We start from the raw sequence: 13,374 nt of genomic DNA on the forward strand, positions 1-13,374 counted from the left end.
AGGCACCCGCGGATCAACAGGATGCCAACCGCTGCACGCACAGATACAGGCGACTAAGCGCCCTCAGGCAGCAGACTGCGATCAAACATGAACGCCCGCTCCCCCTGTGGTGTGTATCGATACAACTGCTGCGGCCTACCCAGCCTCGGCTGGTTCTTCTCACCGGTATCACTCACCCACCCCAGCTCGCGCAAGCGCTCCAGGCGTTTGCGCAGCGAGGTGTTGTTCACCGCCTGCCCCAGGCAAGCCTGCACTGCACCTAGCGCATCCAGCACAGTGAACTTCTCCGCCAGCAGGTACAGCGGCAGGCTGCTGTACACCGTCTTCGCCGCCAGCCGCTCACGGGCGCGCTCCACCAGCAGGTTATGATCAAAGGGCAACAGCACCTTGCGCGCCAATACGCTGTCCAAGTCGAAAAACGCCAGTTGCTCGCCTTCGACGACCTGCCTCGGATCAAGCAATGCCAGGTAATAGGTGCTGAGTGACCATCCACGCGGGTCGCGGAAAGCATTGCCCTCGGTGCCCACCTGTTCCATGTAGCACGGTACTACCTGGGTTTTCTCGCGCAGCGCGCGTTCGGCGGCAGCTTCCAGGCTGGTGTCGGGGGTGCGGCCATTGACGATCACCCCGGGCAGGGCCCACTGGCCGGCATGCGGTTCACGCTCACGACGGTGCAACAGCACCTGCAGATGCTGAGCTTCGGGGGCCATGCGCAGCGCCACGATATCGACGCTGGCCAGAACTTCTACTGCATTCACCGGGCGACTCCTTGTTCAAGCGCCCCATAATCCACCAGGGAATCTAAGTAAGGCAAGCAAAAAGCCTATTTCAAATGCCACTTGACACACTTAATACACCAGGTGAATTATATAGCCATTCCAGCGAGGAGAACCGCCATGAAGATCGCCAGTTTCGATGTCGACGCCCAGAACGGCTTCACCAGCAATGTGCCGCAAGAACTGCCCGTCCCCGAGGGTGACGAAATCGCGGCTGATCTGAATACCATGGCCTTGCGTGCCGACCTGCGCCTGGGCAGCAAGGACGCCCACCCGGCCAACGCCGCCTGGGTAGTCGCCGACCCCGCGCACATGCTGCAGCCCTTGCAACTGGCCAACGCTGACCTGACCTGGGTCAGCCACTGTGTCCCCGGCACGCCCGGCTTCGAGTTGCTGCCCGGCCTGCCTGCCCCCATCGACTACGACTATTTCGTGTGGAAAGGCGTCGAGCCCGACCTGCACCCCTACGGCGCCTGCTATCACGACCTGGCCGAGCGCCGCTCCACCGGGGTGATCGAGTACCTCAAGGTACAGCAGGTGGGCGCGGTGATCGTCGGTGGCCTGGCCCTGGACTATTGCGTCAGGACCACCGCTCGCCAATTGCGCCAGGCTGGCTTTCGGGTGCTGTTGTACCTGCCGGCCTGCCGCGCCCTCACCCAGGCGGGCGCCATCGAGGCATGTGGCGCCCTGGCTGCCGAGGGCGTGATCCTCTGCGGCGACGAAGCCGCGCTCGACCACCAGCTCTCTCTGATCAAGGAAGACCGCCCATGAGCGACAGCGTTTTCGGCCCACGCATCATCCAGAACCTGCTGGACACCGACTTCTACAAGATCACCATGATGCAGGCGGTGCTGCACAACTATCCCAACGCCGAGGTGGAATGGGAATTCCGCTGCCGTAACGGCGAGAACCTCGCACCTTACCTGGCGGAAATCCGCTACCAGGTCGAGCAACTGGCCGATGTCAGCGTCACGCATGACCAGCTCGCCTACCTGGAGAAGATCCCGTTCATCAAACCGGACTTCATCCGCTTTCTCAGCCTGTTCCGCTTCAACCTGCGCTATGTACAGGTAGGCCTGGATGATGCCGGCCAACTGGCGATTCGCGTGCGCGGGCCGTGGTTGCACGTGATTCTCTACGAGATCCCGCTACTGGCGATCATCAGCGAGGTACGCAACCGCTATCGGTATCGCGAGGTGGTGATCGAGCAAGTCCGCGAGCGCCTGTATCAGAACCTCGACTGGCTGAAGGCCGCAGCCAGCGCCGATGAACTGGCCGGTTTCCAACTGGCCGACTTCGGCACCCGGCGGCGCTTCTCCTACCGGGTGCAGGACGAGGTGGTGCACATTCTGAAGCGTGACTTCCCGGGCCGCTTTGTCGGCACCAGCAACGTGCACCTGGCCCGCGAATACCAGCTCAAGCCGATCGGCACCATGGCCCACGAGTGGTTCATGGCCCACCAGCAACTTGGCCCACGCCTGGTCGACAGCCAGGCTGCCGCGCTGGAATGCTGGGTGCGGGAATACCGGGGACTGCTGGGCATTGCCCTGACCGACTGCATCACCATGGACGCGTTCCTGGGCGACTTCGACCTGTACTTCGCCAAGCTGTTCGATGGCTTGCGGCACGATTCGGGCGACCCGCTGGCCTGGGCGGACAAGGCCATTGCCCACTATGAGCGGCTGGGGATCGACCCGAAGAGCAAGACCCTGATCTTTTCCGACGGGCTGGACCTTCCCAAGGCGCTGGGGTTGTACCGGGCGTTGCATGAGCGGATCAATGTGAGCTTTGGCATTGGTACCAGGCTGACCTGCGATATCCCGGGGGTGGAGCCAATGAACATCGTGATCAAGATGACCGCGTGCAATGGGGCCCCGGTGGCCAAGATTTCCGACAGCCCGGGCAAGACACAGTGCCGGGATGAGAACTTCGTGGCCTATCTGAAGCATGTCTTTCGGGTGGATTGAGGCCTGCACAGTCACCCCACCTCTTGCAGACCAACACACAACTCCAGAAACCGCGCCGCAGCCCGCGAGGGGGTGGCGGCATGCGGCACCAGAATGGAAAACCGCCGCACCAGCGCCTGCGGCACGACCTGCAACCGCTGCAACGCCCCATCCTCATGCCGGATCGACATCGCCGATACAAAACCGATCCCCATCCCGGCCCGCACCGCTTCCTTCACCCCTTCCACCCCGGCAATTTCCAGCGCCACGCGCATCGCCACGCCGCTGCGGGCAAATGCCCGCTCGACGATCTGCCGCACACCCGAGCCGCTCTCGCGCAACACCAACGGGTAGGCCCCCAGTGATTCCAGTGTCTGCCGGTCACTGCCAGCCAGCGGATGAGCACGCGGCACGATGGCCACGATCTCGTCTTCCCGCCACGCGGTCACCGCCGTGCCCAATGGCAGTTCCTGCCCAGGCGGCCCTTCGATCAGGGCGATATCGACGCTATCCAGCGCAGCGACGATTTCCGCCGTGTTGCCGTTGGAAGTACTCACCAGCACTTCCGGATAGCGGGCATGGAAATCGGCAATCAGGTAAGGCAGCAGGTAGCTTGCCGGCGTGGTACTGGCGCCGATGCGCAAGGTGCCGCGCTCCAGCCCGCGCATGGCCTCGCGCAATGCCTGGGCCTGACGGAAGGTTTCGCGCAAGCGCTCGGCATGTGCCAGCAATTGCTCGCCGGCTGCTGTCAGCCGCACACCACGGCCGGCGCGCTGATACAGAGGCTCGCCAAAGGCCTCCTGCAGCAACTTGAGCTGGCCAGACACCGCCGGCTGCGACAAGTGCAGGGCCTGGGCCGCATGGCTGATGTTGCCGTGCTCGGCGACGGTAGCAAACGTTATCAGTTGTTCTGGGGTCATGAATGAAAAATATCAGCTAAACGGATATTTGCCATCCTAAATTACGATTTTTTATAAGCTTATAACCAGACTAACGTAAGCCATGTCGAAACACTTTTCCGGAGGACTCACATGGCCACGGCTCCGTCCAACCCCGCCTTTGCTCCTACCCTCTCTACCCGAGGGCGGCTCAATGGCATCCTGTTCGTCGCGCTGTTCGCGCTTGCGGTCACCCAGTTGGCTGCCCTGCCCGCCATTGCCAACATGGGCATCAGCCCGCTGATCGTCGGTATCGTCGCCGGTGCGCTTTACGGCAATGCACTGCGTGACGGTGTACCGGCAAGCTGGGCGGCGGGTATCAACTTTTCGGCCCGCGGCCTGCTGCGCATTGCCGTGGCCTTCTTTGGCCTGCGGGTAAGCCTGCAGGAAATTGCCGAAGTCGGCTGGTCCGGGCTCATCGTGTCGTTGCTGGTGGTGTCCAGCACACTGCTGATCGGCCTGTGGTGCGGCATGAAGCTGTTCAAGCTGGACCGCGATACCGCCTTGCTGACCGCAGCCGGCAGCGCCATCTGCGGCGCCGCCGCGGTACTGGCCTTCGAGTCGGCCCTGCGCAGTGCACCGCATAAAAGTGCCATGGCGGTGGGTAGCGTGGTGCTGTTCGGCACCCTGTCGATGTTCCTCTACCCATTGGCGATCAATGCCAGCTGGCTGCACCTGGACACCATGGGCGCCGGGCTGTTCCTGGGAGGCACCATTCACGAAGTGGCCCAGGTGGTCGGTGCGGCCAGCAACGTCAGCCCCGAGGCCACGCATATCGCCACCATCGTCAAGATGACCCGGGTGATGTTGCTGGTACCGGTACTGCTGGTGGTGGGCCTTTGGATCAGCCGCGCGCGCCAGCCGGGCCAGGCACAGGGCAATGGGCGCATCGCCATGCCCTGGTTCGCCTTCGGCTTCCTCGCGCTGGTACTGGTGAACTCGCTGCAGGTGTTGCCGGGCAGCCTGACCCAGACGATCAACAGCCTGGATACCTTCGCCCTGACCATGGCCATGACCGCGCTGGGGATGGAGACGCGCCTCAGCCAGATTCGCCAGGCCGGGCCGCGGGCACTGGCCACCGGGGCGATTCTCAACCTTTGGCTGGTGTTTGGTGGCGTGGCCATTACCCTGGGTGTGCAGAAGCTGTTGGGATGACTTGAGACCGAGTCGCCTGCTTCGCGGGCTTGCCCGCTCCTACAGGTCCAGCGCAAGCCTGAAAGCGGCGCGGCCCCTGTGGGAGCGGGCAAGCCCGCGAAGAAGCCAGCCTGGTCTCAAGCTTTTTCCACTCCCCCCTCGTTGCCGTCCACATTTCTCGGTATGGTGTTGTCAAAGAAGGATGTTTTACCCGCACAGGAAAGACTTAGATGCCTCAACGCAATGTCATCAATGCATCCGTCAGCCCCAAAGGCAGCCTGGAGACGCTGTCACAACGTGAAGTGCAGCAACTGAGTGAAGTCGGTACCGGCAGCCTTTACACCCTTTTCCGCCAGTGCGCCCTGGCCATCCTCAACACCGGCGCCCATGTCGACAATGCCAAGACCATACTCGAGGCCTATCAGGATTTCGAGGTACGTATCCATCAACAGGACCGCGGCGTGCGCCTGGAGCTGCTGAATGCCCCGGCCGACGCCTTCGTCGATGGCGAAATGATCGCCAGCACCCGTGAAATGCTGTTCAGCGCACTGCGCGACATCGTCTACACCGAAAGCGAGCTGGCCAGCCAGCGCATCGACCTGGAAAGCTCCCAGGGCATCACCGACTATGTCTTCCACCTGCTGCGTAACGCCCGCACCCTGCGCCCGGGCGTGGAGCCGAAGATGGTGGTGTGCTGGGGTGGCCATTCGATCAGCAGCGAGGAATACCAGTACACCAAGAAGGTCGGCCACGAGCTGGGCCTGCGCAAGCTGGACGTGTGCACAGGCTGCGGCCCGGGTGTGATGAAGGGCCCTATGAAGGGCGCCACCATTGCCCACGCCAAGCAACGCATGCACGGCAGCCGCTACCTGGGCCTCACCGAGCCGGGCATCATCGCCGCCGAAGCGCCCAACCCGATCGTCAACGAACTGGTGATCCTGCCGGACATCGAGAAGCGTCTGGAAGCTTTCGTCCGGGTCGGCCACGGCATCATCATCTTCCCGGGCGGTGCCGGCACGGCCGAGGAGTTCCTCTACCTGCTGGGCATCCTCATGCATCCGGACAACCAGGACCTGCCTTTCCCGGTGGTACTCACCGGCCCGCGCAGCGCCGAGCCGTACCTGCAACAATTGCATGCCTTCGTGGGCGCCACCTTGGGTGAAGCGGCGCACCGCCTGTACGAGATCATCATCGATGACCCGGCTGAAGTTGCCCGGCACATGGTCGAAGGGCTCAAGGCGGTGAAGCAGTTCCGCCGCGAGCGCAACGATGCCTTCCACTTCAACTGGCTGCTGAAGATCGAGGAGAGCTTCCAGCGCCCGTTCGACCCGACCCACCAGGCCATGGCCGACCTCGACCTGCGCCGCGAGCTGCCGGCTCACGAACTGGCCGCCAACCTGCGCCGGGCGTTTTCCGGCATCGTTGCTGGCAACGTGAAAGACAAGGGCATCCGCCTGATCGAGGAACACGGGCCGTACCAGATCCGTGGCGACAGCGCCGTGCTGGACCCACTGGGCCGGCTGTTGCAGGCGTTCGTCGACCAGCATCGGATGAAGTTACCTGGCGGCGCGGCGTATGTACCGTGCTACCAGGTGGTGACCTGAGTCGCCATTCTTGCTGAGGCCCCACGGACGGGGCCTGCAGCTATTTGGCTTTTTGGATATGGCTAACTGAGATCGGCCATCGGTCGTTCGACGAAGCGGATGCTGTCGCGCCCACCGCGCTTGGACTGGTACAAGGCGACATCCCCCTGCTCGATCAAGGCTGCAAGGCTCGTCGGCGGTTGGTCGAACAGGTTGGCGCCGATGCTCAAGGTGACCGGCTGCGGCGTAGGTACCGTCTTGCTGGCATACTGCTGGAACTGCTCGCGCAGCAGTCCTCCCAGCTCCATGACCCGCTCGCTGCTCGCACCACACAGCAGAATGACGAACTCATCACCACCCAGCCGCGCCGCCAGCGAGCGCTCGGGCAGCACCGCACGAATCATCTCGCTCAGGGCAATCAGCAAGCGGTCCCCCGCAACATGCCCGTGCAGGTCGTTGACCAGTTTGAAATTGTCGATGTCGATCAATAGCAAGGCCCCGGGTTGCGCCGAGTCCACTGCCTTGAAGAAAGGCCCCGCCCGCACCTCCAGTGCACGTCGGTTGTACAGCGCTGTCAACGGGTCACGAGCTGCCAGGCGGGCAATCCGCTCCTCGCGCCGGTAGCGCACGGTGCCAGTCATCGACAAGGCAATCAGCATGATCGCCATCGCACCTTCGACCAACGAAACCTGAATGATCAGCCCGCCGAAGGTGGCCAGGTCAATCAACGTACCCGGTGTGATCGCAATGATCGCCTTGGCCACATAGAACAACCCATGAACCAGCAACACATAGCGCAACTGCACCGCGCCAACACTCAAAGACCTGCCATGCGGCCGCAACAGCCAGCTGGCCTTGAGCGTCAACAGCGCCACCAGCAACGAGTTGACCATCAGCATCACCTTCGACCACTGCGGCCCCACAGGCAACAGCAGCAAGGCGAACCACACCAGCACGACCGATAACCAGATACGCGACAGCCGCTCCTGGGTGAAACGCAACACACCCATCAGGAAGAACCAGTGCGCCACCACCAGCAGGCCGTTGGCGAACCAGATACCGATCAGCAACAAACCGATGCCGCGCAGCAAGGCCAGAGTGGAACCAATCGTGATGGTGGCAAAGCCTGCGCTCCAGAACAGCAGTGACGGCTCGCGGACGCTGCGCCACTCGATCGCCAGGTACAACGCAGCCGCTGCAGCCAGGGCGATCGAGATAGTCAGCATCGTGGGTGGATCAAGCGCCATGAACGGTTCGGCCTATCTGGTTGACGAGGAAAAGGCCCGATTGTATGCGCTCGTGATGACTTTTCAGAGGAGCCTTACACCACCAGCCTGCAAATGATAGCCCAGCCCTGGCCAATACCGTGCGGGCGAAATGTCATATTGACATCAGCCAGTCATTTGCACCACAAAAACTGCTGTCGTTATGACAACACACCAGCGTAACACCCCCATCTGCAAGGGCTGCCCAGCTGGCACGAAAGCTGAACCATTCTCTTCGCCACTACCTGCCTTGCGGAAATAACCATCATGAAAAATATCCTTCTCCCCCTGGCGATGTCCCTGTCCATCGCCCTGCCCGCCTGCGCCGACGAGGTGCTCTCGGAAAGCCCCGACAACACGGTGGGCCATGGCGTCGGGGGCGTCACCGGCCTGATGGTCGGTGCCGCGCTCGGCGGCCCGTTCGGCGCCATCGCCGGTGCAGCCCTGGGTGCATTTGGCGGAGCCGCCGTGCAACAAGGCAGTGGACACAGCGATGCAGCCTACGTGGTACGCCATGACGACGGCAGTACCCAGCGCTATCGCTCGCCCAATGCCCGCTTCAAGCCCGGTGATCAGGTGCAGGTGAGTGGTATTCGCCTGGCCCCGGCGCAGTAAGCCGTTGCCCGGACAAAAAGGCCGCTCCCACAAAAACGCTTGAATTCCCTCAGAGCACCCGTTTGATCAGCGGCTCCAGCCGGCTATAGCGCAGCCGCCGCAGGAACCTGCGCACTTCCTTGGGGTGCTCGGCCTTGACTCCCAATTCCTCTGCCGAGCCGATCTTCGGCGCATGCCGGCGCAACTCGGCCAACTCTGCCTCCCGTGGCCCCAGCCATTGCTCTTGCGGGTCATCGATCAGCAGGCCGTTCTCCAGGTCCAGGTTGAAGCCGCGCGGGTTCAGGTTGTTGCCGGTCAGCAGCGAATAGCGCTGGTCGACCCACACGCCCTTGGCATGGAAGGTATGCCCGGGGTCGTTCCAGATCCGCACCTGCAGCTGGCCGCTTGCAATCGCAGCGTGGCGACGTCGGGTGAAAGCGCGCAGGTTGTCTTCGTACAGGTAGGGCAACGCGCCGCTGGCGCTGAACGGCTCGCCAGGGGCGATATAGAAATCGTTGGCCGTGCGATCACCAACGATCAGCTCCACCCGCACGCCACGCGCCAGGGCATGGTCGAGCTCGCGCATCAGCACCCGGGGTGGGTTGAAGTACGGCGTGCTGATGATGACCTGTGTGCGCGCCGCCGCCAGCAAGGCGCACAGCGCCCGGTTCAGCGGGTTGCCACGGCCCACACCCAACAGCGGAATAACCCGCAGGCCCTGCCCTGCTGCGCTGGCCGGTGCCTCATAGGCCATGCGCCGCAGCCGCGCGCGCAAGCGCCGGATGTCACCGCGCAGGCTGCGGGTAGAGGGTGGCGCCGGCAGGTCGAGGCGCGGTGTGGCGGTGTGGTGCAGCAGGCGTCGCACCAGCCCGACCATCGCATCGGCCAGCTCTGGTGACTGGAACAGGTGGTAGCGGTCCAGGCGGTAACGGTCGAAACGGTGCAGGTACACGTTGTTGAGGCTGGCGCCGGTGTAGATCACGCAGTCGTCGATGATGCTGCCCTTCAGGTGCAACACGCCGAACAGCTCGCGGGTCTGGACCGGTACGCCATGGATGACGATGTCCAGCCCATGGTGCTGGCGCTGTGCCTGGTACCAGGCGGCGTTACCCGGCTGGCGGCCGGCGCCCAGCAGGCCACGGCGGGCACGGAACCAGTCGACCACGATGGTGATTTCCAGCCCTGGCCGCGCGGCCTTGGCCTGGTACAGGGCATCCAGCACTTCCTGGCCAGCCTCGTCTTCCTGCAGGTACAACGCAACGATGACGATACGCCGGGTTGCGGCGCGGATGCGCTCAAGCAGGCAGGCGCGGTAGGCCTTGGCATCGGGCAGCACCTGGATGGACTCTGCCGACATGGCGTAGCCTGGCAATGCCGCCAGCATGGTTTCGGGGTTCACGAACGATTACCTTCTGTGTGCAATCACTGTCGTGCACCAGCTTGCACAGGAAGATTGAAATGGTCCAGCCCCCGGAGAGCATGGGGGCTGGTTCGCAGCCCCCATTTCTGACGAAGCTATTTCAGGTCAAAGCGATCCAGCTCCATCACTTTCTCCCAGGCCGCCACAAAGTCCCGCACGAACTTGTCCTGGCCATCACTGCTGCCGTACACCTCGCTCAACGCCCGCAACTGGGCATGGGAACCGAACACCAGGTCAACCCGGCTACCTGTCCATTTAACCTGCCCGGTCTTGCGGTCCCGCCCTTCGAAGGCTTCGTTATCCACCGAGGTCGGCTTCCACTCAACGCCCATGTCCAGCAGGTTGCGGAAGAAGTCGTTGCTCAGGGTACCGACCTTGTCGGTGAACACGCCCTGCTGGCTGCCGCCATGGTTGGCACCGAGCACGCGCAGGCCGCCGATCAGCACGGTCATTTCCGGTGCGGTCAGGGTCAACAGCTGGGCCTTGTCCAGCAACAGCTTCTCGGCCTTGACGCTGTAGCGGGCCTTGGTGAAGTTGCGGAAGCCATCGGCCAGCGGTTCCAGCACGGCGAACGACTCGACGTCGGTCTGCGCCTGGAAGGCATCGGTACGCCCCGGGCGGAACGCCACGCTGACGTTGTGCCCGGCGTCCTTGGCAGCCTTTTCCACTGCGGCGGCGCCAGCCAGAACGATCAGGTCGGCCAGGGAGATTTTCTTGCCACCGGCATTGAACTCGGCCTGGATCTTCTCGAGCGCCGCCAGCACTTTGCCCGTGCCTTGGTTAGCCGGCCAGTCCTTCTGCGGCGCCAGGCGCAGGCGGCCACCATTGGCCCCGCCACGCTTGTCCGAACCGCGGAAGGTCGACGCCGCCGCCCAGGCTGTGGCCACCAGCTCGCCAACGCTCAGGCCCGTCGCCAGCACCTTGGCCTTGAGCTCGGTAACGTCCTGCTCGCCTACCAGCGGATGGTCGACTTTTGGCAGCGGGTCTTGCCACAGCAGCTCTTCGTTGGGCATTTCCGGGCCGAGGTAGCGCGCCAATGGGCCCATGTCGCGGTGGATCAGCTTGTACCAGGCGCGGGCGAAGGCGTCTGCCAGCTGGTCAGGGTTGTCCTTGAAGCGGCGGGCGATCGGCTCATAGATCGGGTCGAAGCGCAGTGCCAGGTCGGAGGTGAGCATGGAAGGCGCGTGGCGCTTGGCCGGGTCATGGGCATCCGGCACAGTGCCTGCCCCCTTGCCCTCCTTCGGCCGCCACTGGTGGGCACCGGCCGGGCTCTTGGTCAGTTCCCAGTCGAAGTTGAACAGGTTGTTGAGGTATTCGTTGCTCCATCGGGTGGGGGTCGAGGTCCAGGTCACTTCGAGGCCGCTGGTGATGGTGTCGCCACCTTTGCCGCTGCCGAACTTGTTGGCCCAGCCCAACCCTTGCAGCTCCAGGCCTGCTGCTTCCGGCTCGGGGCCGACGTTGTCGGCAGGGCCGGCACCGTGGGTCTTGCCGAAGGCGTGGCCCCCGGCGATCAGCGCCACGGTTTCTTCATCGTTCATGGCCATGCGGCCAAAGGTGTCACGGATGTCCCTGCCCGAGGCCACCGGGTCGGGGTTGCCGTCCGGGCCTTCCGGGTTCACGTAGATCAGGCCCATCTGCACGGCAGCCAGCGGGTTTTCCAGGTTGCGCTCGCCGGCCAGGTCCCGGCTTTGCTCCTCTGCGTGCTTGGCTGGCTCGGCTACCAGGTCACCCTGGCCTGGCGGCTGGGCCTTGACCTGCTCATTGCCATAACGAATGTCTCCGCCCAGCCAGACCTTTTCCGAGCCCCAGTACACGTCCTCGTCCGGCTCCCAGACATCGGCACGCCCGCCAGAGAAACCGAAGGTCTTGAAGCCCATGGATTCGAGGGCGACGTTGCCGGTGAGCACGATCAGGTCGGCCCAGGAAATCTTGTTGCCGTACTTCTGCTTGATCGGCCACAGCAGACGCCGGGCCTTGTCCAGGCTGACGTTGTCCGGCCAGCTGTTGAGCGGGGCGAAGCGCTGCTGGCCAGAGCCTGCACCACCCCGGCCATCGCCGATGCGGTAGGTGCCGGCGCTGTGCCAGGCCATGCGGATGAACAGCGGGCCGTAGTGGCCGAAGTCGGCGGGCCACCAGTCCTGGGAGTCGGTCATCAAGGCGGTCAGGTCTTGCTTCAGGGCCTGGAAGTCGAGGCTCTTGAACGCCTTGGCATAGTCGAAACCCGGGTCCATCGGGTCGGACTTGGAGGAATGTTGGTGAAGAATTCTCAGGTTGAGCTGGTCAGGCCACCAGTCACGGTTGGTGGTGCCACCACCTGCGGTTTGATGGAACGGGCATTTCGATTCGTTCGACATCTGCGGGTACCTTTGGGTCGGTTATCCAGATTTCCGGTCATTGCCAGGTGTTCTTTCAGCCGAGCGCGTGGGCTCGTGCTACCCCTCATCAGGTCTACACGGGGCTTGCGAAGCTGTCACGATGGGGTTGGTGCGGTCTTGCACGCAGGTGCTGACACGCCGCCCGCTCGCGGAACTCGCGGGGCCAGGGGAAAGACTAGCCGAGCTTGGACAGAGTTCTAATAGAGTGGCTATTGAGGGGTGATAGGTTGGCTCTGTCAGCTTTCCCATGATGATCCTGTAGGAGCGGGTTTACCCGCGAAGAGGCCGGCACATCCATACAAGGCAATCAGGCTGGCCACATGCTTCAATACACCGCCACCCCCTCTACTCCGGAACCCGCCCACTCATGAACCGCAACGACCTGCGCCGCGTCGACATGAACCTGCTGGTACTGTTCGAAGCCCTGATGATCGAACGCAACCTGACCCGGGTCGGCGAAAAGCTGTTCATCACCCAACCCACCGTCAGCGCCGCCCTCGCCCGCCTGCGCGAGCTGTTCGACGACCCGCTGCTGATCCGCAACGGCCGGGCCATGGAGCCCACCCCACGGGCCATGCAGATCTTCGCCGAGCTGGGGCCGGCCATGGACGTGATTTCCGCCGCCATCAGTCGCGCCCGCGAGTTCGACCCGGTCAACAGCTGCAACGTGTTCCGCCTCGGCCTGTCGGACGATGCCGAGTTCGGCCTGTTCCCGGCCCTGCTGCAGGCCCTGCGCGAAGAGGCCCCGAACATCAGCGTGGTGGTGCGCCGAGCCAACTTCCTGCTGATGCCAGGGCTGTTGGCCAGCGGCGAGATCTCGGTGGGCGTGAGCTACACCACTGACCTGCCGGCCACCGCCAAGCGCCGAAAGCTGCGCAACATCGGCGTGCGGGTGCTGCGCGCCGATGACCGCCCAGGCCCGCTGACCCTCGACGAATACTGCGCCCGCCCACATGTAATGGTGTCGTTCTCCGGCGACATGAGCGGCAATATCGACCTTGACCTGGCACGCATCGGCCGTTGCCGCAAGGTGGTGCTGGCGGTGCCGCAGTTCGGCAGCCTGCGCGCCCTGCTGCGCAACACCGAACTTATCGCCACGGTGCCGGACTACGCCGCCTGCGCCCTGGCCGACGACGGCAGCCTGCGCGCCGACCCGGCGCCGTTCGACATCACCGAGGCTGAACTGTCGATGGTCTGGAGCGGCGCCCAGGACAATGACCCCGCCGAGCGCTGGCTGCGCGAACGCATCCTGCAATTCATGGCCACGCAGTGATTCATCGACCTCATCGATAGCTACCATGAATGCCATCAAGTTCCGCTGCGAACAGCCCGGTTGGAAGATG

Annotated in this window: 11 protein-coding genes; 6 read left to right on the forward strand and 5 right to left on the reverse strand. The window is 63.5% G+C overall.

Features of this window, described 5'->3' with window-relative positions; translation table 11 throughout:
* Nucleotides 1-53 precede the first annotated feature (53 nt).
* A complete protein-coding gene (locus V3314_RS18450; RefSeq protein WP_046615249.1) occupies nt 54-758 on the reverse strand; it encodes an NUDIX domain-containing protein in 705 nt (234 codons plus the stop codon).
* Nucleotides 759-896: 138 nt separating this feature from the next.
* Between V3314_RS18450 and V3314_RS18455 the strand changes: the two genes are divergently transcribed.
* Nucleotides 897-1,547 (forward strand): isochorismatase family protein, encoded by a 651-nt coding sequence (locus V3314_RS18455; protein WP_046615248.1) that lies wholly within the window; start codon nt 897-899, stop codon nt 1,545-1,547.
* Nucleotides 1,544-2,743 (forward strand): nicotinate phosphoribosyltransferase, encoded by a 1,200-nt coding sequence (gene pncB, locus V3314_RS18460; protein ID WP_046615247.1) that lies wholly within the window; start codon nt 1,544-1,546, stop codon nt 2,741-2,743. Before V3314_RS18455 ends, pncB begins: the two co-directional genes overlap by 4 nt.
* 11 nt (nt 2,744-2,754) lie before the next feature.
* On the opposite strand, the gene V3314_RS18465 is transcribed toward pncB, so the two are convergent.
* Entirely contained in the window at nt 2,755-3,642 is an 888-nt protein-coding gene (locus tag V3314_RS18465) for a LysR family transcriptional regulator (RefSeq protein ID WP_046615246.1), read from the reverse strand.
* Between the two features lie 111 nt (nt 3,643-3,753).
* Here V3314_RS18465 and V3314_RS18470 point away from each other — a divergent pair, with 111 nt between their 5' ends.
* Both V3314_RS18470 and ppnN read left to right on the forward strand, forming a co-directional pair.
* Nucleotides 3,754-4,815 (forward strand): YeiH family protein, encoded by a 1,062-nt coding sequence (locus V3314_RS18470; RefSeq protein WP_046615245.1) that lies wholly within the window; start codon nt 3,754-3,756, stop codon nt 4,813-4,815.
* Between the two features lie 209 nt (nt 4,816-5,024).
* On the forward strand, nt 5,025-6,398 hold the full coding sequence (ppnN, locus tag V3314_RS18475) for a nucleotide 5'-monophosphate nucleosidase PpnN (protein ID WP_046615244.1): 1,374 nt from the start codon (nt 5,025-5,027) through the stop codon (nt 6,396-6,398).
* Between the two features lie 62 nt (nt 6,399-6,460).
* Here the strand turns inward: ppnN and V3314_RS18480 are convergent, their stop codons facing one another.
* On the reverse strand, nt 6,461-7,603 hold the full coding sequence (locus V3314_RS18480; RefSeq protein WP_046615243.1) for a GGDEF domain-containing protein: 1,143 nt from the start codon (nt 7,601-7,603) through the stop codon (nt 6,461-6,463).
* Between the two features lie 306 nt (nt 7,604-7,909).
* On the opposite strand from V3314_RS18480, the gene V3314_RS18485 reads away from it, so the two are divergent.
* A complete protein-coding gene (locus V3314_RS18485) occupies nt 7,910-8,257 on the forward strand; it encodes a hypothetical protein (RefSeq protein ID WP_046615242.1) in 348 nt (115 codons plus the stop codon).
* Nucleotides 8,258-8,306: 49 nt separating this feature from the next.
* Here the strand turns inward: V3314_RS18485 and pssA are convergent, their stop codons facing one another.
* Together pssA and katG are read right to left on the reverse strand one after the other, a co-directional pair.
* Nucleotides 8,307-9,635, reverse strand: a complete 1,329-nt coding sequence (pssA, locus tag V3314_RS18490) for a CDP-diacylglycerol--serine O-phosphatidyltransferase (RefSeq protein ID WP_080958472.1) — start codon at nt 9,633-9,635, stop codon at nt 8,307-8,309.
* A gap of 116 nt (nt 9,636-9,751) precedes the next feature.
* Nucleotides 9,752-12,010, reverse strand: coding sequence for a catalase/peroxidase HPI (katG, locus tag V3314_RS18495; RefSeq protein ID WP_338459454.1), 2,259 nt, complete (start codon nt 12,008-12,010; stop codon nt 9,752-9,754).
* A gap of 388 nt (nt 12,011-12,398) precedes the next feature.
* Here katG and V3314_RS18500 point away from each other — a divergent pair, with 388 nt between their 5' ends.
* Nucleotides 12,399-13,304: a LysR family transcriptional regulator gene (locus V3314_RS18500; RefSeq protein ID WP_025338767.1), complete on the forward strand. Its 906-nt coding sequence runs from the start codon at nt 12,399-12,401 to the stop codon at nt 13,302-13,304.
* Nucleotides 13,305-13,374: the final 70 nt, after the last annotated feature.

Source organism: Pseudomonas sp. TE3-3-F2023 (genome assembly GCF_036784815.1).
Classification (GTDB): Bacteria; Pseudomonadota; Gammaproteobacteria; order Pseudomonadales; family Pseudomonadaceae; genus Aquipseudomonas; species Aquipseudomonas pudica.